Origin of the sequence: Xanthobacter aminoxidans, assembly GCF_043193615.1 — a bacterium.
GTDB lineage: Bacteria > Pseudomonadota > Alphaproteobacteria > Rhizobiales > Xanthobacteraceae > Xanthobacter > Xanthobacter aminoxidans.
In genome coordinates this window covers 433,157-453,442 of sequence record NZ_JBAFUS010000001.1, presented here as the reverse complement: position 1 = coordinate 453,442, position 20,286 = coordinate 433,157, and the positions used below count along the sequence as shown (strand labels likewise).

At 67.2% G+C, this 20,286-nt stretch carries 13 protein-coding genes; 1 reads left to right on the top strand and 12 read right to left on the bottom strand.

Features of this window, described 5'->3' with window-relative positions:
• Positions 1–73: 73 nt before the first annotated feature.
• The 6 genes from V5F74_RS01985 to V5F74_RS01960 all read right to left on the bottom strand — a co-directional run bounded on the left by V5F74_RS01985 (position 74) and on the right by V5F74_RS01960 (position 7,017).
• Positions 74–1,084, bottom strand: a complete 1,011-nt coding sequence (locus tag V5F74_RS01985; protein WP_394005982.1) for an NAD-dependent epimerase/dehydratase family protein — start codon at positions 1,082–1,084, stop codon at positions 74–76.
• Between the two features lie 39 nt (positions 1,085–1,123).
• Positions 1,124–1,687, bottom strand: coding sequence for a putative colanic acid biosynthesis acetyltransferase (locus tag V5F74_RS01980; RefSeq protein ID WP_374251020.1), 564 nt, complete (start codon positions 1,685–1,687; stop codon positions 1,124–1,126).
• 324 nt (positions 1,688–2,011) lie between these two features.
• A complete protein-coding gene (gene sseA / locus V5F74_RS01975) occupies positions 2,012–2,884 on the bottom strand; it encodes a 3-mercaptopyruvate sulfurtransferase (protein ID WP_394005980.1) in 873 nt (290 codons plus the stop codon).
• 66 nt (positions 2,885–2,950) lie between these two features.
• On the bottom strand, positions 2,951–3,979 hold the full coding sequence (locus tag V5F74_RS01970; RefSeq protein WP_029558173.1) for a cysteine synthase A: 1,029 nt from the start codon (positions 3,977–3,979) through the stop codon (positions 2,951–2,953).
• A gap of 124 nt (positions 3,980–4,103) precedes the next feature.
• Complete coding sequence (locus V5F74_RS01965) at positions 4,104–5,579, bottom strand: cryptochrome/photolyase family protein (protein WP_394005978.1); 1,476 nt, start codon at positions 5,577–5,579, stop codon at positions 4,104–4,106.
• Between the two features lie 91 nt (positions 5,580–5,670).
• Positions 5,671–7,017, bottom strand: a complete 1,347-nt coding sequence (locus V5F74_RS01960) for an MFS transporter (protein ID WP_394005976.1) — start codon at positions 7,015–7,017, stop codon at positions 5,671–5,673.
• A 626-nt stretch (positions 7,018–7,643) separates the two neighbouring features.
• On the opposite strand from V5F74_RS01960, the gene V5F74_RS01955 reads away from it, so the two are divergent.
• Positions 7,644–11,372, top strand: coding sequence for a vitamin B12-dependent ribonucleotide reductase (locus tag V5F74_RS01955; RefSeq protein ID WP_394005974.1), 3,729 nt, complete (start codon positions 7,644–7,646; stop codon positions 11,370–11,372).
• A gap of 123 nt (positions 11,373–11,495) precedes the next feature.
• On the opposite strand, the gene V5F74_RS01950 is transcribed toward V5F74_RS01955, so the two are convergent.
• The 6 genes from V5F74_RS01950 to V5F74_RS01925 all read right to left on the bottom strand — a co-directional run bounded on the left by V5F74_RS01950 (position 11,496) and on the right by V5F74_RS01925 (position 20,065).
• On the bottom strand, positions 11,496–12,011 hold the full coding sequence (locus tag V5F74_RS01950) for a hypothetical protein (RefSeq protein WP_394005972.1): 516 nt from the start codon (positions 12,009–12,011) through the stop codon (positions 11,496–11,498).
• Between the two features lie 280 nt (positions 12,012–12,291).
• Positions 12,292–12,831 carry a hypothetical protein gene (locus V5F74_RS01945; protein ID WP_029558178.1) on the bottom strand — a complete coding sequence of 180 codons (540 nt, stop codon included), beginning with the start codon at positions 12,829–12,831 and terminating at the stop codon, positions 12,292–12,294.
• A 155-nt stretch (positions 12,832–12,986) separates the two neighbouring features.
• The gene (locus V5F74_RS01940; RefSeq protein ID WP_250166123.1) at positions 12,987–13,415 is read right to left on the bottom strand and encodes a Rieske (2Fe-2S) protein; all 429 of its coding nucleotides are present in this window, start codon (positions 13,413–13,415) and stop codon (positions 12,987–12,989) included.
• 144 nt (positions 13,416–13,559) lie between these two features.
• Positions 13,560–14,690, bottom strand: a complete 1,131-nt coding sequence (prfB, locus tag V5F74_RS01935; RefSeq protein ID WP_024279410.1) for a peptide chain release factor 2 — start codon at positions 14,688–14,690, stop codon at positions 13,560–13,562.
• Positions 14,691–14,789: 99 nt separating this feature from the next.
• Positions 14,790–17,282 (bottom strand): EAL domain-containing protein, encoded by a 2,493-nt coding sequence (locus V5F74_RS01930; protein WP_029558181.1) that lies wholly within the window; start codon positions 17,280–17,282, stop codon positions 14,790–14,792.
• A 359-nt stretch (positions 17,283–17,641) separates the two neighbouring features.
• Positions 17,642–20,065 carry a penicillin-binding protein 1A gene (locus V5F74_RS01925; protein WP_394005969.1) on the bottom strand — a complete coding sequence of 808 codons (2,424 nt, stop codon included), beginning with the start codon at positions 20,063–20,065 and terminating at the stop codon, positions 17,642–17,644.
• Positions 20,066–20,286: the final 221 nt, after the last annotated feature.

The following is a 20,286-nucleotide window of genomic DNA, read 5'->3' as shown; positions in this document are numbered from 1 at the left end:
CCGCGCCGGGCAGCTGGGCACTCCGTCCGCGGCCGGCGGAGACGATGCCGCTCCGCCGGGGCCTTCTGCTCGGTCAGGCCGCCTGCCTTGCCGCCTTGTCGCCGGCGAACAGCACCGGATCCACCTGGCGCAACCAGACCAGCGTGCGGGCGACGCCCTCGTCGAAGGAGACCTGGAGCGGGTTCGCCACCCCGTTGATGGGTCCGAAGTCGGTCGGGCCGGGGGTGGTCATGCGGAAATAGCGGCCCATGTCGTAAGGGGCCGGCAGCCCCGCGGCGCGCATGGCCGAGCCGATGGCGCCCAGTGCCCAGAGCCCTTCCGTGCGCAGGCGCTTGGCCGGGCGTCCGGTGAGCGGCACGCAGAAGGCATCGGCCCAGGCGCCGTACTCGATCATGCCGTCGCCGAGATAATAGACGGTGTGGGACAGGCTCGGGCGCGGTGCCTCCAGCAGCTTCAGCATCTGCCAGGCGGTGTTGGTGACATAGCCGTAGCCGCGCATGAGCGGCTTGGCGGTCGCCGGGTGGCGATAGCGCCCCTCGGCCATGCGGCGCCAGATCTGCTGGGCGAAGGACGGATGGCCGGGACCCCAGATCACGGTCGGACGGGCGATGATCCAATCGCCGACCTTGCTCGCACGCACCAGCCGCTCGGTCTCGGTCTTCGCCTCGCCGTAGACGGTGTAGGGCACGTAGTCGGTTTCCGACTTCGGCACCACGCCGGGGCGCACCACATACTGGGTGGACGTGTGCAGGAAGCGCTTGAGGCCGGGCAGGGCCTCGGCCGCGGCCAGCACGTTGCGGGTGCCGTCGATGGTGGTCTTGAATTCGTGCAGGTGCTTGATGTTGACGTCGATATCGCTGGCGAGGTGAGCGATGTGGCTCGGCTGAGCCTCCAGGACCGCGCGGCGGACCGCGTCGGCGTCGCGCACGTCGAGCTGGCGCCACATCGGCTTCTGCGCAGCCTCAACAGGCGGCTTGATGTCGAGGTTGACGATCTCGAAGCCGGCCTCGCCGGCGAGGCGTGCCAGTTCAGACCCGATGAACCCGGATCCACCCGTAATTAGCAGACGGCGATCATTCGACATCGCAATGAACTCCAACCGGATATTTCGGGAGACGGGGCCTCAGGCGACCGGCCTGCGCTTGCGGATTTCGCGGGCCGGGTTGCCGCCGTAGACGGTCCAGGCGGCGAGCGACTTGAAGGCGACACCCCGCCCGCCGAGAACCGAGCCTTCCTCCATGGTGACCCCCGGTCCGACGAAGGCGTCGGAGGCGACCCAGGCGTGGCGGCGGATCAGGATCGGGCGCGTGATGAGCTGGAAGTCGGGATCGTCGATGTCGTGGGAGCCGGTGCACAGGTGGCAGCGCTGGGCCACGTTGGCGAACTCCTCAAGCTCCACCTTGTCCTGAGTGTAGACGAGGGTGCCCCAGCCGATGACGGAGTGCCGCCCCATGGTGAGGTTGGGCGGATACCAGACCTTGGTCGAGCCGTAGATGCGCGCGCCCGGCGCGATCTTGGCGCCGAACAGCCGCAGCAGGAAACGACGCCAGGCATGGAGCGGCGGTGGCGTCCACGAGGCCAGAAGGAGCCACGTCACATTCCACACCGCCCGGTGGATGCGGTGCGAGAGCGAGAAGCTCGGTTTGCCGAAGACCGACGACGACTGCTTCGCATCAAGAATCGACATGGCGGGCAAATCTTCCGACAGGGAGCCAATCTCGGGTGCCGCGGCTTTGCCGCGCATTACGGCGTCACGGATATCGAGGCGGGGCCTGAGGCGCTGCTGATCGTTTCGAAGCGACGTCGATCATCCTGAGACGATCCGCCGACGACACGTGACAAGGAGGGCCGGCGCCGAAACCGGCGCTCACGATCCTCGGTTCCTGCGGACGCCAAGGCAGCTCACCTCATTCAAACGTATGAGATGAGATACCATTTTTGCGCTGCACCGCAAATCCTTTTGCAGTGCCCACGCTGCCGCAGGCGCGGCCCCGTTCCAGGTTGCGCGCCGTCAGCCGACGGCGATCTCCTTGCCGCTCGCGCCCCATTCGGTCCACGAGCCGTCATAGAGGGCGAGGGGGGCTTTCCCGACCATTTCCAGCGCCACCCAGAGGATGGCGGCGGAGACGCCGGAGCCGCACGAGGTGATGACCGGGCGCGCGAGGTCGAGGCCGGAGCCGTCGATGGCCTTGCGCAGCTCGGCCGGCGGCACGAGGCGGCCGTCCTTCACGAGCAGGCCGTGCGGCAGGTTGAAGCTTCCCGGCATATGCCCGGAGGGCAGGCCCTCGCGCGGCTCCGGCGCCTCGCCACGGAAGCGGGCGTCCTGGCGGGCGTCCAGCACCTGCGCGGAGCCGGTCTTGAGTGCCTGATCCACACGCTCGATATCGGCGACGAGGGAATGGTCGAAGCGCGGGGTGAAGCTCGTCGGCAGGCGGCGCACCGGGCCATCCTCCAGCGGGCGGCCTTCGGCCTTCCACTTGGGCAGGCCGCCATCCAGCAGCTTCACGTCGCCCGCGCCGAAGGCGCGGAAGGTCCACCACACACGCGGCGCGGAGAACAGGCCGACGGAATCATAGACCACGATGCGCAGGCCATCGCCGATGCCCAGCGCCCCCACGGCCACGGCGAAGCTGTGCGCGTCCGGCAGCATGTGGGGCAGGGAGGTGGAGTGATCGGCGATGGTGTCGATGTCGAAATGCACCGCGCCGGGAATGTGCTCGGCGAGATATTCCTTGGCGCCGCTGCGGCCCGAAGCGGGCATGTGCCAGGAGGCATCCACCACCACAAGGTCCGGCGCGCCGAGATTGGCCGCGAGCCACTCGGTGGAGACGAACGGGCTCTCAGGGGTGTCCACCGGCAGGGTAGTCTCGGACGCAGTGCTCATGACGATCTCGCTCGCGTTCGGGCGGGGCGCGGTTTCCTCGGCTGGAACGCGCCCCGCGTCAAGCCGTCAGACGAGGACGTTCGGCACCTCGGCCTTGCGTTCCAGCCATTCGGGCACCGGCAGGTTCTTGGAGCGCAGGAATTCGGGGTTGAACAGCTTCGACTGGTAGCGCGTGCCGTAGTCGCAGAGGATGGTCACGATGGTGTGGCCTGGCCCCAGCTCCTTCGCGAGGCGGATGGCGCCGGCGACGTTCACGCCCGACGAGCCGCCGAGGCACAGGCCCTCGTGCTCCAGCAGGTCGAACACCACGGGCAGCGCCTCCTCGTCCGGGATCTGGAAGGCGGCATCCACCGGCGCGTCGACGAGGTTGGCGGTGATGCGCCCCTGTCCGATGCCCTCGGTGATGGAGGAGCCCTCGGCCTTCAGTTCGCCGGTGGTGTAGTAGGAATAGAGCGCGGCGCCCATGGGATCGGCGAGGCCGATCTTGATGTCCTTGTTGCGGGCCTTCAGCGCCATGCCGATGCCGGCCAGCGTGCCGCCGGTGCCCACGGCGCAGATGAAGCCGTCCACCTTGCCCTGCGTCTGCTCCCAGATTTCCGGGCCCGTGGTGTCGATATGGGCCTGCCGGTTGGCCACGTTGTCGAACTGGTTGGCCCAGATGGCACCGTTCGGCTCGGTCTTTGCCAGCGCCTCGGCGAGGCGGCCGGAGACCTTCACGTAATTGTTCGGGTTGGCGTAGGCCACGGCCGGCACTTCCACCAGCGTCGCGCCGGCGAGCCGCAGCATGTCCTTCTTTTCCTGGGACTGGGTCTCGGGAATGACGATCACGGTGCGGAAGCCGAGCGGAGCGGCCACCAGCGCGAGGCCGATGCCCGTATTGCCCGCCGTGCCTTCCACGATCACCCCGCCGGGCTTCAACTCGCCGCGGGCCACCGCGTCCTGGATGATGCCGAGCGCCGCGCGGTCCTTCACCGACTGGCCGGGATTGAGGAACTCCGCTTTGCCGAGGATGTCGCAGCCGGTCTCCTCGGAGGCCCGCTTCAGACGGATAAGGGGTGTGTTTCCGATGGAGTCCACAAGGCCGTTACGGATCATGGAAGAAATACCTTCATCGCAATGTGAAATTTAATGGGCCTTATGCTGCCTCGGCGCGCGTTTCCCCTCAATAGCGGCGTTGGCAGGCCGGCGCAAACGCATGGGATTGCGCCGGGAAGAAGTGTCAGCGGGCAGCCGTGCGCGCTTCGGCGGGGGCCGCGTGCCGCAGATGCTCGAAGGCGCGCAGGGCGCGGTCGCGGGCGGCGGCGTGGTCCACGAGGGGCTTGGGATAGGTGTGGCCCAGCCTGATTCCTGCGGCGGCGAGGGTATCCTGCGGCGCGGTCCACGGGTGATGGATGAGCTTCGCTGGCAAGCGCTTCAGCTCGGGCACGTAGGTGCGCACATAGGTGCCCTCGGGATCAAACTTCTCGCCCTGCATCACCGGATTGAAGATGCGGAAATAGGGCGCGGCATCGAGGCCGGAGCCGGCCACCCATTGCCAGGACGCGGCATTGTTGGCGGCATCCGCATCGACCAGCGTGTCCCAGAACCAGTCTTCGCCCGAGCGCCAGTCGATGAGCAGGTGCTTGGCGAGGAAGGAGGCCACCACCATCCGCACCCGGTTGTGCATCCAGCCCGTCTGCCAGAGCTGGCGCATGCCCGCATCCACCAGTGGATAGCCGGTGAGGCCGCGCCGCCACGCCTTCAATTCGCCGGAGCATTCGCGCCAGGGGAAGGCGTCGAAGCTCGGCTGGATATTGCGCCGGGCGATGTCCGGCTCCTCGGCGAGGAGATGGTAGGAAAGTTCGCGCCAATAGAGTTCGGCCTCGAACTTGGCCGCGTCCGGGCTCGGCACTTCGCCCGCGTCCACCGCGTGGCGGACGGCGAAGAGGATCTGCCGCGGGGATATCTCGCCGAACCGCAGGTGCGGCGAGAGCCGGGAGACGTGATCGAGGTCCGGCCGGTCGCGGCCCGTGGCGTAGCCCTTCAGGCCGTCGGCGATAAAGGCCGACAGGCGCGCGCGCGCGGCCGCCTCGCCGACACTCCAGTCGGCCCGCAGGCCGCCGGCCCAGTCGGGCTTTTCCGGCTCCAGCGCGAAGCTCTCCAGCGTGTCGCCATCCGGCGCACGGGTGACGCCCTTGAGGCGCTTCGGGGCGGGAAGGGGCGGGGAGAGATCGCGCTCGCGCAGGGCCGCGCGATGGAAAGAGGAGAAGGTGCGCGGCATGCGCCCCGATCCGCCCAGCACCGTTCCGGGCGGATGCAGCAGGTGGGCGCAGAAGCGCAGCACGCGGCGGTCCTCGGCCGCCAGCCGCGCGGTGATGGCGCGGTCCAGCTTGCCCTCGGCCTCGCCCGCCCGGTCGTTGAAGGCGACGGTGGCGGCGCCGAGCGCGGCTGCTACCTCCGGCACGATGCGGGTGGCCGGCCCCTGCCGCAGGATCAGGGGAATGCCGTGATGGGAGAGGTCGGTCCTGAGCGCCCGCAGGGATTGGGCGAGCCACCAGCGGGCGGCGCCGCCGAGCGGGCGGATATGCGGGCTGTCCTCATCCAGGACATAGAGCGCGGCGATGGGCGCGCCGGCCTCGGCGAGGGCGTTCAGCGCCGGGTTATCGGCGAGGCGCAGATCGTCGCGGAACCACAGGAGGGATGGAGCGGCTGTCATGACGCACCTTCCTACGCGGACGGGACCCGGGAGGTTCACTCCCTTTTCCCGTCCGGCGCAAGAGGCGTGCGACGTGCGGCGCGTCAGGCCCTCAGTGGTCCATGTTCACGTCGCGGGTTTCCTTGCCGATCACCAGCGCCGCGAGCGTGAGCAGCGCCATGACCGAGAGATAGACGCCGACCCAGAACGGGCTGCCGCCGCCATAGCTCCACAGCGCCACCGCGATGAACGGGGCCACCGCCGCGCCGAGGATGGACGAGACATTGTAGGAGATGCCCGAGCCCGTGTAGCGCACGTTGGCCGGGAACAGCTCCGGCAGCAGCGCGCCCATGGGGCCGAAGGTGAGGCCCATCAGCGTGAAGCCGATGATGAGCCACGCCATCACGCCCACCGGCCCGGCGGAGAGGATCGGCACCCACAAAAGGCCGAACAGCACGATGGCGGCGGTGATGCCGATCAGCGTGCGGCGGCGGCCCCAGCGGTCGGCCCAGGGGCCGGACACCAGGGTGAAGATGCCGAAGAATACCACGCCGCCGATCATCATCAGCACGAAGGTGCGGTAGTCGTAGCCGAGCCCCGGCACCGCCGCCGTCGTGGGCGCGCGGCCGTAGCTGAGCGAGAAGGTGGTCATCAGGTAGAACAGCACGTAGGTCGCGAGCATGTAGAAGGTGCCGAGGATCAGCTCGCGCCAGTGGGTCTTGAACGCTGCGGCCAGCGGCAGCTTCTGGATGCGGCCGTGCTCCAGCGCCTTGGCGAAGGCCGGGCTCTCCACCAGCGACATGCGCACCCACAGGCCCACGATCACCATCACCGCCGAGAACAGGAACGGCAGGCGCCAGCCCCACGACAGGAAGGCGTCGGACGGGCGGGAGGGATCGCTCGACGGCATCAGCGCCGCGATGGCGAGGAACAGGCCGTTGGCGATGATGAAGCCGATGGGGGCGCCGAGCTGGGGGAAGGTGCCGTAGACGGCGCGCTTGCCGGCCGGCGCGTTCTCGGTGGCGACCAGCGCCGCGCCGCTCCACTCGCCACCCAGCGCGAAGCCCTGCGCAAGGCGCAGGATCACCAGAAGCAGGGGCGCGAACCAGCCGGCCGTCTGGAAGGTGGGCAGCAGGCCGATGAGGAAGGTAGCTATGCCCATGGTGAGCAGCGCGCCCACCAGTGTGATCTTGCGGCCCTTCTTGTCGCCGAGGTGGCCGAAGAAGATGGCGCCCAGCGGACGCGCCACCATGGCCGCGCCGAAGATGGCGAACGAGGCGAGGAGCGCCGTCGTGTCATTGCCGGCCGGGAAGAACAGGTGCGGAAACACCAGCACCGCCGCCGTGGCATAAACGTAGAAGTCGTAGAACTCGATGGTGGTGCCGATCAGGCTCGCGAGGATGACGCGGGAGCGGGGATTGGCTGCTGGCGCCGCATCGGCGGCGAAGGTCGTGGACATGCCGGTACTTTCCAACTGCGCCCCGTAAAGGCCGGGAGCCGTTGGCGGCGGCTGAAGGGTCCGGCAATTTTCTGTCGCGACGGCAGGGGGCAGAGAAGGCCGGCGCGCAGGCTGTTTGCGGGTTCTGATAGTTTATTGCGTCCACCTTCGCCAGTGCTTGCGTCCTGAGCCGGCGAGAGGCCGCCCTGCGGGCAGTGCATGGCGGATCGGCGCCGATCATCCCCATCCCCGACCGCAAGCTGTGGATGACGGTGATGACTTCTCCGCTCCCGCCACCGGGCTCGCGTCTGTCACGGGCACGTGAAAATCGAGCCGGCGCAAGGCTCGTTAGGAATTTGATAACCTGCGGGTAGGCACCATATATAGTAGGAAGAGGGGTTGGATGGCCCCAATTGGTGGCAAAGAGGGGTTTGACCGGCAGGCCAGACTCGCACTAGCGTTCGGTCCTCGGCAGCCGGCATCCCACGGGTACGTATCGGTGAATGCTGGCGGGCCTCCCGGAACCCGCGAATTTCCAACCCGCCTGGCGCGGCGCGCTGCGCCATGCCCGTCGGTTTGTCACGTCCGCCATATTCGTCCTGTAGAATGATCGGCCCGAGCGGGGCCGAGCCGAAGGAGCACCGGTCATGCGCGTCGAACGCCGCTACACGCAAGAGGGTCGTTCCCCTTACGCGGACATTCCGTTCCGCGAGACCGTGAGCGAGATCCGCAACCCCGACGGCTCCGTGGTCTTCCGCCAGGAGGGCATCGAGGTGCCTGCGCAGTTCTCGCAGGTCGCGTCCGACATCCTCGCCCAGAAATATTTCCGCAAGGCCGGCGTGCCCGCGCGCCTGAAGAAGGTGGAGGAGAATTCCATCCCCTCCTTCCTGTGGCGTTCCGTGGCCGACCACGAGGCGCTTGCGGGCCTGCCCGAGAAGGAGCGCCTTGTCGGCGAGACCTCGGCCAAGCAGGTGTTCGATCGTCTGGCCGGCACCTGGACCTACTGGGGCTGGAAGGGCGGCTATTTCGACAGCGAGGCCGACGCTCAGGCCTTCTTTGACGAGCATTGCTACATGCTCGCCATGCAGATGGCCGCGCCCAACTCGCCGCAGTGGTTCAACACCGGCCTGTTCTGGGCCTACGGCATCGATGGGCCGGGGCAGGGCCACTATTATGTGGACTACCAGACCGGCGAACTGACCGCCTCCACCTCGGCCTATGAGCATCCCCAGCCGCATGCCTGCTTCATCCAGTCGGTCAGCGACGATCTGGTGAGCGACGGCGGCATCATGGACCTGTGGGTGCGCGAGGCGCGCCTGTTCAAGTACGGCTCCGGCACCGGCTCCAACTTCTCCGCGCTGCGCGGCGAGGGCGAGAAGCTGTCCGGCGGCGGCCGCTCGTCCGGCCTCATGAGCTTCCTCAAGATCGGCGACCGCGCGGCGGGCGCCATCAAGTCCGGCGGCACCACCCGCCGCGCCGCCAAGATGGTGGTGGTCGATGCCGACCATCCGGATATCGAGGCCTATGTGGACTGGAAGGTGATCGAGGAGCAGAAGGTCGCCTCCCTCGTCACCGGCTCCAAGCTCAATGCCAAGCACCTCAAGGCCGTGCTCAAGGCCTGCGTGAATTGCGAGGGCAATGGCGACGACTGCTTCGACCCGGAGAAGAACCCGGCCCTCAAGCGCGAGATCAAGGCCGCCCGCAAGGCGGCGGTGGCCGATGCCGCCATCCGCCGGGTGATCCAGTATGCCCGCCAGGGCTACAAGGACATCGATGTCGCCATCTACGACACCGATTGGGACGGCGAGGCGTACATCACCGTCGCCGGCCAGAACTCCAACAATTCCGTCCGCGTCACCGACGACTTCCTGCGCGCTGTCGAGGCCGACGAGGACTGGAAGCTCATCCGCCGCACGGACGGCAAGGTGGCGAAGACCATCAAGGCCCGCGAGCTCTGGGAGAAGATCGGCTCGGCCGCGTGGCACTGCGCCGATCCCGGCATCCAGTTCCACACCGCGGTGAACGACTGGCACACCTGCCCGGCGGCCGGCGAGATCCGCGCCTCCAATCCGTGCTCGGAATACATGTTCCTCGACGACACGGCCTGCAACCTCGCCTCGCTGAACCTGCTGCAGTTCCGCGACGCCGAGAAGCGGTTCGACGTGGAGAGCTACGAGCACGCCGTGCGGCTGTGGACCGTGGTGCTGGAAATCTCGGTGCTGATGGCGCAGTTCCCCTCGCGCCGCATTGCCGAGCTCTCCTACGAGTACCGCACGCTCGGCCTCGGCTATGCCAATATCGGCGGCCTGCTCATGTCGAGCGGCATTCCCTATGACTCGCCCCAGGGCCGTGCGATCTGCGGCGCGCTCTCGGCCATCATGACCGGCGTCTGCTATGCCACCTCCGCCGAGATGGCGAAGGAGCTGGGCACGTTCGCGGCCTATTCGGCCAATGCCCAGTCCATGCTGCGGGTGATCCGCAACCATCGCCGCGCCGCCCATGGCATCGCCGAGGGCTATGAGGGCCTCTCCATCGCCCCGGTGCCGCTCGATCACCTGTCCTGCCCGGACACCCGCCTCGTCGCCCATGCCACCGCGGCCTGGGACAAGGCGCTGGAGCTGGGCGAGAAGCACGGCTACCGCAACGCGCAGGTCTCGGTGATCGCCCCCACCGGCACCATCGGCCTGGTGATGGACTGCGACACCACCGGCATCGAGCCCGACTTCGCGCTGGTGAAGTTCAAGAAGCTGGCCGGCGGCGGCTACTTCAAGATCATCAACCGCGCCGTGCCCGAGGCGCTGCGCACCCTCGGCTACAAGGAAGCCGAGATCGCCGAGATCGAGGCCTATGCGGTGGGCCACGGCTCGCTCGCCAATGCGCCGGCCATCAACCACGGCTCGCTGCGGGCCAAGGGCTTCGACGACGCGGCCATCGCCAAGGCCGAGGCCGCGGTGAAGACCGCGTTCGACATCAAGTTCGCCTTCAACCGCTGGACGTTCGGCGAGGAATTCCTCGCCAACAGCCTGAAGGTGCCGGCGGCCCAGCTTGCCGACCCGAAGTTCGACCTGCTCGCCTTCCTCGGCTTCTCCAAGGTCGATATCGACGCCGCCAATGTGCATGTCTGCGGGGCGATGACGCTGGAGGGCGCGCCCTTCCTTAAAGCCCAGCACCTGCCGGTGTTCGACTGCGCTTCCCCGTGCGGCCGCATCGGCAAGCGCTACCTCTCGGTCGAAAGCCACATCCGCATGATGGCGGCGGCGCAGCCCTTCATCACGGGTGCCATCTCCAAGACCATCAACATGCCCAACGACGCCAGCGTCGAGGATTGCAAGGCGGCCTACCTGCTGTCCTGGCGCCTCGCGCTGAAGGCGAACGCGCTTTATCGCGACGGCTCCAAGCTCTCCCAGCCCCTCAACGCCCAGCTGGTGGCGGATGACGAGGAGGAGGACGACGCGCTGGACGCCGTGCTCGCCCAGCCCAACGCGGCCCGCACCGCGTCGGTCACGGAAAAGATCGTCGAGCGGGTGGTGGAGCGCATCGTCGAGCACCGCGTGCGCGAGCGGGAGAAGATGCCCGACCGCCGCAAGGGCTACACCCAGAAGGCGGTGGTGGGTGGCCACAAGGTCTATCTGCGCACCGGCGAATATGATGACGGCCGCCTCGGCGAGATCTTCATCGACATGCACAAGGAGGGCGCGGCGCTCCGCTCGCTCCTCAACAACTTCGCCATCGCCATCTCGCTCGGCCTCCAGTACGGCGTGCCGCTCGATGAGTATGTGGATGCCTTCACCTTCACCCGCTTCGAGCCTGCCGGCCCGGTGCAGGGCAACGACACCATCAAGTACGCCACGTCCATGCTCGACTACGTGTTCCGCGAGCTGGCGGTGAGCTATCTCGGCCGCAACGATCTCGGCCACGTGGACCTCTCCGAGACCGGCTTCGACGCCCTCGGCAAGGGCGTGGACGAGGGCAAGGCGCCGACCAATCCGTCGGCCCGCATCGTCTCCAAGGGTCTCGTGCGCGGCAAGACGGTGAACCTGCTGGTGTCCCAGCCGGTGGCCCCCGAGCCGCGTTCGGGCACCGACAACGTGACCATGCTCCGTGCGACCACCGTCGGTGCGACCGCGCTGAAGGCCGACACCGCCGAACTCGCCGAGGCCTCGCCCGAGGTGGAGCACCTGGAAGCGGCAGTCGAGAGCCTGATGGAGAAGTCGCTCCCCTGGTCCGCCACCGCCCGCAAGGCCGAAGCCCGCGCCGAGGCCAAGGCCAAGGGCTATGAGGGCGAAGCCTGCCCCGAGTGCATGAACTTCACCATGGTGCGCAACGGCACCTGCCTGAAGTGCGATACCTGCGGCGGGACGACCGGCTGTAGCTGAGGGGGTTCGCTTCTTCGGTAAAAACAATGCCCGGGACCACGGTCCCGGGCATTTTGCGTTTTGGGCCGGACCCAAATCCTTCCGGACCAACCCACCGCTTCAGGTCAGATCTGTGGGACCGGCTCAGCGCCGGAAGATCTCGTCCGCGACCGTAATCGCCCGGTCGTTCGGCAGGGCGGAGTCCCGGAAGGTCTCCAACCGAATCTGGACGCGGTTGAACTGCCCGCGCGGCGAGGTGCGAAAGAACCTCTGGAAGGCGACCAGGCCGCCGTTGCCGGACACGTCACCCTGCGCGAAGGGCGTCCAGGTACCGTTGTTGCTGCGGAAGCGCACCTTCAGAATGGCCTGGATGGGCTCGCGGAAGTTATCGGCGAACAGGGTGCCTCGGACCGCCACGCGGCCATCGCTCGCCCAGCAGATGATCGCCTTGCCGAGGGGGGACCCGAACAGGTGGGGGAAGTCGCCGAAATCCGCGCCTCCGGTATCGATGGATATCTCCTGCACCCGCGCGATGTTCGACTGAGCGAACATGTTGCAGTCGCCCCCACCGAAGGCGCGCGCCGCGCCTGACGTGAACCCGGCAAGAGCGAAACCGAGAATTGCTGTCGTCAGCATTCTCCCTGAAAAAAACCTCGCCATTCGAGTGCCCCCGATGGTCCGCCGACGTTTCGCGCGGATAGCCAAAACGCGGCCAAGCTATGGGGTTGATTTTGCAGGCACAAGACAAAAACTTCGTCGCGATATTCGGACGAGGCCAGAAAGGCAGGCTGTGTGTCGGACTATTTTACCGTCAATCGGATGCAAAATTTATCTGTCCGGCTGAAATTGCAGGAAGACAACTTTGCGCGAACGGCTCGGGGCAATGTCGGTGGCGGGCAGACGGAGGCGGGGCAGCCCTCCGTCCCCGGACAATGCCTGATCAGGCGGCGTTCTTGATGGCGAGGCCGTCCTCGTAGGACACTTCCTTGTAGTGCGCGACTTCCGCATATTTCAGCCCCACGTCGGCGAGGGCGTCGAGCTTGGCGGCGGTGTCGAACTTCTTGAGCTTCACCTTGTCCACGTAGAAGGTGTCGATCAGCTCGTTGTAGACCGAGGTCTCATCGAGGAAGATGGCGAAGATCTTCACGTCGCCGAAGCGGATCAGCAGGCGGTTACCCTGGGGCAGGTCCGAGATATAGACGAAATACTTGCCGTCACCGTCCAGCGCGGCGCCGAGCGTTTCCACCAGCTTGGGCAGGTTCTCGTAGCTGGTGATGGAGCCGGCGAGGAAGCCGATGGCGGGCTTGCCGTCTTCCGCGACCGAGAACACCTCCTTCAGCACCGTCTCCGGCCCGTCATAGGCAATCTCGCCGCGGAAGCCGAAGCGGCCGGCGACGTGGGTGTCGGCATTCAGGGTCGGCTTCAGCAGGCGGCCCTCGGTGCTCAGCTTGGCAAAAGGCGTGTCAGCAACAGCGGTCATGGGAAAGTCCTTGGGTGAGGTCGTTATGGGCGTGCCCCAAAAGGCGTGCCGTGGAGACCCTCGTGTGCGCCGGCCGTGGATGGCCGGACCGGGCACGAGGCCCCGGTCTGCCGTGCCCTTCGGACACGACCTCTTGTCCAGCGGAGGCGTGTGCCTCAATCGCCGGTAATCAATACCTCGGGCATCTCGTTGGGGTCCTCCACGTCTAGGCCGTCCTCCTCGGCGAGGGGAACGTTGACGAGGCAGACGTCGCCGTCATCCACGACGATCTCGATGGGGGTGAGAGACTTGCCCTTGCAGGGGCCGATGAAGCAGACGCCGGTGTCGGGGTCGAACTTCGCCTGGTGTCGCCCGCAGGCGAGGAAATTGGCTTCGCGGTCCAGGAACTCGCCGGGATAGGCATCGAGCCGCTTGCCCTCGTGCGGGCAGACATTCTCGTAGCCGTGGAAGCTGTTGCCGCGGCGGGCGATGAAGATCGGCCACGCCTTCTTGTTGCCGTCCGCGTCGAGCCGCGCGAGCACGAAGCCGCGGGCGTCGCCATCCTGAATTTCGTAGGTGGCGCAGATGGCGAAGAGTTCGGTCATCACAACAGCTTTCCCAGGCCCGGACGGGGCGGGAAAGCTGAAGCAAAAACGGGGCCGCTGCTCAGGCGGCCCCAATTGTCGCGTCTCCGACATTACCCGTCGGAGGGCGGAATGGCCGGTGGCCGGACTGATTTCCCCGGGGGATCAGTCCACGTCGTCGACGCTCTCCGGCCCGCCGCCATAGGCGCGCTGGGCGAGGGCGGCCTGCATGAAGGGATCGAGATCGCCGTCCAGCACCTCCTGCGGCGTGCCGGAGGTGACGCCGGTGCGCAGGTCCTTCACCAGCTGGTAGGGCTGGAGCACGTAGGAGCGGATCTGGTGGCCCCAGCCGATGTCGGTCTTTGCCGCCTGCTCGGCCATGGCCTCCGCCTCGCGCTTCTTCAGCTCGAGGTCGTAGAGCTTGGCGCGCAGCATGTTCCAGGCCGTGGCGCGGTTCTTGTGCTGGGAGCGGTCGCCCTCGCTCACCACGGCGATGCCGGTGGGAATGTGGGTGAGGCGCACCGCCGATTCCGTCTTGTTCACGTGCTGGCCGCCCGCGCCGCCCGAGCGCATGGTGTCCACCCGCACGTCGGCTTCCTTGATGTCCACCACGATGCGGTCGTCCACCACGGGATAGACATCCACAGAGGCGAAGGAGGTCTGCCGCCGCGCGTTGGAATCGAAGGGCGAGATGCGCACCAGGCGGTGGACGCCCGCCTCGGTCTTCAGCCAGCCATAGGCATTGTGGCCCTTCACCTGGATGGTGGCGGACTTCAACCCGGCCTGCTCGCCCTGGCTCTCGTCCATCAGCTCCACCTTGAAGCCGTGGCGTTCGCACCAGCGACGGTACATGCGCAGGAGCATCTCCGCCCAGTCCTGGCTGTCGGTGCCGCCGGCACCGGCATGGACTTCGAGATAGCTGTCGTTGGAATCGGCCTCGCCGGACAGCAGGGCCTCCAGCTCGCGCCGCGCGAGTTCCGCCTTCAGCCCGTCGAGGGATGCTGCGGCCTCGGAGATCACGCCCTCGTCGCCTTCCGACTCGCCGAGATCGATCAGCTCGATGTTGTCGGCAAGGTCGCGCTCCACCCGATCGATGGCGCCGAGACCGTCCTCCAGGCTGGTGCGTTCCTGCATCAGCTTCTGCGCCCGCTCGGGATCGTCCCAGAGCTTGGGATCTTCAACGATGGCGTTGAGTTCGGCCAGGCGCCGGCGCGAGCGGTCCACGTCGAGGTGGGACCGCAACAGGTCGAGGGAGGCTTTGATCTCGTCGACTTTTGCGGCGAGTTCCGCGCGCATGGCTCATCTTTCTCCGGCTGAGGGCCGCGGAAAATAGCGGCGGGGCGCGCGGGTGTAAACGCCGGGCCGGCGGGGAAGGGGATCAGGCGAAGAAATGGCTCACCGGGCTCGCTGCGCGGCGAGCCAGGTGCCGACGTCCGCCGCTTCGATGGGACGGGCGAAAAGGAAGCCCTGCGCCGCGTGGCAACCGAGGAATCGCAGGAGATCGGCCTGCGCCTGCGTCTCCACGCCCTCCGCCACCACCGTCATGCCGAGGCTGTGGCCGATGCGGATCACCGCCGTGGCCAGCGCCTGGGCATTCTGGTCCTGTTCGATGGAGAGCATGAAGGAGCGGTCGATCTTCAGCTCGGCGATGGGGAGGCGCGAGAGGGCGCTGAGGCTGGAATAGCCGGTGCCGAAATCGTCCATGGCGATGCGCACGCCGAGCGCCTCGATGGCCCGCGCCGTGGCGAAGGAGTTCGGGTGCTGGTCCATCATCACCCGTTCGGTGATCTCGACCCTGAGGTCCGACGGCTTCAGGTCGTACTCGCGCAGCGCCCCGGAGATGAAGCCGACGATATCGCCGCCGCGAAAGCTGAGCGGCGAGAGGTTCACCGAGACGTGCGGGACGTCCACGCCCTCCGCGCGCCAGGCGGCGATGCGCTGGCAGGCGGTTTCCACCGCCCATTCGTCGATGCTCTCGATGAGGCCGTATTCCTCGGCGAGCGGAATGAAGCGGGTGGCGGGCACATCGCCGTAGATCGGGTCCGTCCAGCGCGAGAGCGCCTCGACGCCATGGAGCGCGCCGGACGCAAGCAGCACCTGCGGCTGGTAGACGAGGCGCAGGGCGCGGTTCTGGATCGCCTCGCGCAGCGCCACCGAAAGCACGAGCCGGTCCAGCACCCGCCGGTTCAGTTCCTCGGTGAAGAAATGGAACTTGCCGCGCCCCTTGCGCTTGGCCTCATGCACGGCGGTATCAGCGTGCTTGAGCAGTGTTTCCGCATCGGCTCCGTGCTCGGGAAAGAGCGCGATGCCGACCGACGCGGACATGGTGAGGTGGAGCGCCTGCGCGGTGATGGGCGCCGCCACATATTCCAGCAGCCGCCGGGCGATGCGGGCCGCCTCCTCCGCGGTGCAGTCGTGCACGATGATGAGGAACTCGTCGCCGCCGGTCCGTCCGACCACGTCGCCGGTGCGAAGCTGCGCCTTGAGCCGGCGCGACACCTCCACCAGGAGCTCGTCGCCGGTGGAATGGCCGAGCGTCTCGTTCACATCCTTGAAGTGGTCGATGTCGAGGTAGAGCACGGCGAGCGGCTGCTCGAGCGTGCGGGCCTCCACCAGCAATTCCTCAAGGATCGCATGGAGCTGGCGCCGGTTGGCGAGGCCGGTCAGCGTGTCCACGTTGGCCAGCATCTCGATGCGCTTCTTGGCCTCGAAGCGCTCCAGCGCCAGCGCGCAGAGATCGGAGCAGGCGGCGACGACGTTCTCGAGCCACGGCGTGGGGCCGCGCGCGGTCTTGAAATAGAAGGCGAAGGTGGCCGCCACCTTGCCGCCGCGCAGCTTCACCGGGATGGACCAACAGCCGGTGATGCCGGGCGGGACGGGCAGGTCCTGGAAGTCCTCCCAGAGGGGACTGGTGGCGATGTCCTCCACCAGCACCGGCACCCCGCGGAAGGCGGCCGTGCCGCAGCTGCCGCTCCTGGGGCCGATGGCGACCCCCTCCACCGCAGCGGAAAACTCCGCTGGAAGGCTCGGGGCGGCGAGCACGGTGAGGCGCTCGTCCGCGGTGACGCCGAGGATGGAGCAGAGCGCGTCGGGCGCGAGGCCCTGCACCTTGCGGCACAGGATGTCCATGATGTCGGCCATGGGCGCATCGGCGGCCAGCGCGCCGAGCACCTGGCGCTGCAAGTCTTCCACGAGCCGGGTGTGGGTGATGTCGGCGATGACGGCGACCACCTGCTCCAGTTCGCCCGTCTGGCGGTCCATGACCGGAGTGACGTTTGCCGACACCCAGACCTCCATTCCGGATTTGCCCTTGAGCGAGACATCCTCCGCAAGGGAGATGCGCCGTTCCATGGCGTCTTTGATGTGTTCGGCGAACCCGCCGTTTCCGAGCCGTCCGCAGAACAGCTCGGCGAGGGTGAGGCCGGTCGGCCCTTCAATACCGGCGTCCAGCATGTCATGGAACGCGGAGTTGGCGTAGATCACCTTGCCGTGCGCGTCGGCGACGAGGACGCCCCGGTCGGTCTTTTCGGCGACCGCGGCCAGGATTCCAAGGCTCATCTGCGGCGCCACGGGGCTCAGCGCGGGGCGCACGAATGCGATGTAATAGGTCTCGCGCTTGTGCTGGGCGCGGGTGACGGAGACGACGCCCTCCAGGAGCGAGCCATCGTTACGCACGATGGAGAGGGGAAGTTCACCCCCCCGTTCCTCGCTTGCGCCGGGGATGAGTTCGCCCACGTCGCGCCCGATCGCCTCGGCCTGACTCAATCCCCACAGGCGCTCGGCCGCCGTGTTGATGAAGGTGACGAGGTTGTTCGTGTCGAAGAAGACAACGGCCTCGCGGCCTTGGGCGCGGGCAGCTGCTGGGCGATCCGCCATTTTCCCGTCCATGGCTGAAGCTCCCGGCCGTGGGCCCCAAGCGTCAAGAGGACGCCATCGGGCCGTCCGCCCGCAACATCTTCAGCTTACCCAGTGGCATGCGTGACTAGCTTACCTATCTCTGGGCGCTTGTACAGGAACGGTACAAGAATGAGGTTAATCTGCGTCAAAATCCGGGCTCGCAGCGGCGTCCCGGGACGCGGTCGCCATGGCACCGTATCCGCCGAGAATCCTTGCAGGCGCGTGCCCGCAGGACCGCCATCACCAGCGTTGCAGCATACTGACGCACGGCCACGCTCAAGGGCCGGCCTATGGCTCCGCTGCCGCCGCGAAGGAGGGGGCAGCGGAGCATCAGGAGTACGATAAGAGCCTCAGTAGAGGCCGCCCGTGCCGCTTCGGGCCACCGGGGTGACGGGCTCGGGATTTGACCCGTCGGTGCCCGCATAGCCAGCCACCGAATAGCCGTCCGGCGGGGCAGTGCCCGGCTTGAAGGCTTCGAGGATGGCATTGCCGTCGCCCGCGCTGGTGCGCTGTCCGCTCTTGCGGTCGATGCGAACCAGCTTGATGCCGGCCGGCACCCGGAACGGGATGGCCGGACGATCGGCGATGGCCACCTTCATGAAGTCGCGCGCGATGGGCGCGGAGAGGAGGCCGCCGGTGGAGCCCTTGCCCATGGGCCTGGGCTTGTCGTAGCCGAGATAGATACCGACCACGATTTCCGGCGTGAAGCCGATGAACCAGGCGTCCTTCTCGTCGTTGGTCGTGCCGGTCTTGCCGGCGATGGGCTTGCCCAGTTCCTTGAGCGCCGTGCCCGTGCCGCGCTGCACCACGCCCTCCATCATGGAGGTGATCTGGTAGGCGGTCATGGGATCGAGCACCACCGGGCGCCGGTCGATCAGGGACGGCTCGGGCTGGTTCTCCCACTTGGTCGCCTCGCAGCCGCGGCACTCGCGCTCGTCGTGGCGATAGATGGTGTGGCCATAGCGGTCCTGGATGCGGTCGATCAGCGACGGCGTCACCTTGCGGCCGCCGTTGGCGATCATGGCGTAGGCACCGGTCATGCGCATCAGCGTGGTCTCGCCGGAGCCGAGCGCCATGGCGAGGTAGGGCGGCATGTCGTCATAGATGCCGAAGCGCTTGGCGTATTCGGCGATGATGGGCATGCCCACGTCGTTGGCGAGGCGCACCGTCATCACGTTGCGCGACTGCTCAAGGCCGAAGCGCAGCGTCTGCGGGCCGTAATATTTCTTGGAGTAGTTCTCCGGCCGCCAGGTTTCCTGGCCCTGCTGCTCAAGCTCGAACGGGGCGTCGATGACGATGGTCGACGGCGTGTAGCCGTTGTCGAGCGCGGCCGAATAGACGATGGGCTTGAACGAGGAGCCCGGCTGCCGCATGGCTTGGGTGGCGCGGTTGAACTGGCTCTCGTCGTAGGAGAAGCCACCGGAAAGGGCCAGCACGCGGCCGGTGGTGGGCTCCATCACCACCATGGCGCCCTCGACGCCGGGCGGCTGGCGCAGGCGCCATTGTCCACCGGCGCCGCCGAGCGGCTCCACATAGACCACGTCTCCGGGCTTCAGCACCTGGCTGATGGGCTTGCGCGTCCACTTGGCGCCCTCGGCCGGGATCAGGCCGATCTCGCGCTCGATGGAGCGCTGGCCGGACTTGGTGCGCGACGGCTGGAGACCAATGCGGGCATTGTCCTTGCTCACGTCGAGCACGATGGCGAGGCGCCAGGGAATGTCGGTCCATTCCCTGATTTCGCCCAACTTCACGCCCCAGTCGTCGCCGGGCACGAGCTCGATGTGGGTAACGGGCTTGCGCCAGCCACGCTCCTCGTCATAGCGCACCATGCCGTCGGTGAGGGTCTTCTTCGCCAGCACCTGCAGCTTGGGATCGAGCGGCGTGCGCACGGAGAGGCCGCCTTCGTAGAGCTTGCGCTCGCCGTAGCGCTCATAGATCTGCCGACGCACCTCTTCCGCGTAATATTCCGCGGCGAAGATCTGCGCGCCCGTGGCACGGGGCGTGACCTCCAGCGGCGCCTTCTTGGCCGCCTCTCCCTCCTGCGGGGAGACGAAGCCGTTCTCCACCATGCGATCGATCACCCAGTTGCGGCGGTCGGTGGCGCGGCTGCGCTCGCGGAAGGGGTTGTAGTTGGACGGCGCCTTCGGCAAAGCGGCGAGATAGGCCGCCTCCTGCACGTTCAGCTCGTCCACGGACTTGTCGAAATAGACCAGCGCCGCCGCGGCGATGCCGTAGGCGCCCATGCCGAGATAGATCTCGTTCAGGTACAGCTCGAGGATGCGATCCTTGGAATAGGCCCGCTCGATGCGCAGGGCGAGGAGGGCCTCCTTGATCTTGCGGTCGAGGCTGCGCTCGTTGGTGAGCAGGAAGTTCTTGGCCACCTGCTGGGTGATGGTGGAGGCGCCCTGGGCGCGGACGTTCTTGCCGTAATTCTGCGCGGCGGTCAGGGCCGCGCGGAAGATGCCGGTGGGATCGATGCCCCCGTGCTCATAGAAATTCTTGTCCTCGGCCGAGAGGAACGCCTCGATCACGAGGCGCGGCACGGACTGGATGGGAATATAGAGGCGCCGCTGCTTGGCATATTCCGCCACCAGCGCGCCGTCCGCCGCATGGACGCGCGTCATGACAGGCGGCTCGTAATTCTGCAACTGGGAGTAGTCGGGCAGGTCCTGGGAATATTTCCAGACCAGATAGGTTGCTCCCGCCGCGCCTGCCAGCAGCACCAGCGTCGCGAGCGCGAACAGGAAACCCAGGAACCTCAAAATCACCCGCATCTCGCAGCTTCCTCCCGCCGCAACCCGAGGGACGCCCTAAGCCGGGCACTGACCGCACGCCGTCCGCGCCGACCACCAACGACAGCCAACCCCGTCATGGCCGCGGTCTGCCTGAGCGCGACTTGCCATAACCCGACTTGGCGTCGATGCGAAGCGACTACATTGGGAAACGCGAAGTCCCAAGGCAACCGCTCACCACACCCGCTCAGACCTTGACGCTC

Excerpts from the sequence above, each read along its gene's own strand:
- V5F74_RS01925 (WP_394005969.1), bottom strand. The coding sequence starts at position 20,065 with ATGCGGGTGATTTTGAGGTTCCTGGGTTTCCTGTTCGCGCTCGCGACG.
- V5F74_RS01985 (WP_394005982.1), bottom strand. The coding sequence starts at position 1,084 with ATGTCGAATGATCGCCGTCTGCTAATTACGGGTGGATCCGGGTTCATC.
- V5F74_RS01940 (WP_250166123.1), bottom strand. The coding sequence starts at position 13,415 with ATGACCGAACTCTTCGCCATCTGCGCCACCTACGAAATTCAGGATGGC.
- V5F74_RS01970 (WP_029558173.1), bottom strand. The coding sequence starts at position 3,979 with ATGATCCGTAACGGCCTTGTGGACTCCATCGGAAACACACCCCTTATC.
- V5F74_RS01945 (WP_029558178.1), bottom strand. The coding sequence starts at position 12,831 with ATGACCGCTGTTGCTGACACGCCTTTTGCCAAGCTGAGCACCGAGGGC.
- prfB (WP_024279410.1), bottom strand. The coding sequence starts at position 14,690 with ATGCGCGCGGAACTCGCCGCAAAAGTCGACGAGATCAAAGCCTCCCTC.
- V5F74_RS01955 (WP_394005974.1), top strand. The coding sequence starts at position 7,644 with ATGCGCGTCGAACGCCGCTACACGCAAGAGGGTCGTTCCCCTTACGCG.
- V5F74_RS01965 (WP_394005978.1), bottom strand. The coding sequence starts at position 5,579 with ATGACAGCCGCTCCATCCCTCCTGTGGTTCCGCGACGATCTGCGCCTC.
- V5F74_RS01930 (WP_029558181.1), bottom strand. The coding sequence starts at position 17,282 with ATGGACGGGAAAATGGCGGATCGCCCAGCAGCTGCCCGCGCCCAAGGC.
- sseA (WP_394005980.1), bottom strand. The coding sequence starts at position 2,884 with ATGAGCACTGCGTCCGAGACTACCCTGCCGGTGGACACCCCTGAGAGC.
- V5F74_RS01960 (WP_394005976.1), bottom strand. The coding sequence starts at position 7,017 with ATGTCCACGACCTTCGCCGCCGATGCGGCGCCAGCAGCCAATCCCCGC.
- V5F74_RS01950 (WP_394005972.1), bottom strand. The coding sequence starts at position 12,011 with ATGGCGAGGTTTTTTTCAGGGAGAATGCTGACGACAGCAATTCTCGGT.
- V5F74_RS01980 (WP_374251020.1), bottom strand. The coding sequence starts at position 1,687 with ATGTCGATTCTTGATGCGAAGCAGTCGTCGTCGGTCTTCGGCAAACCG.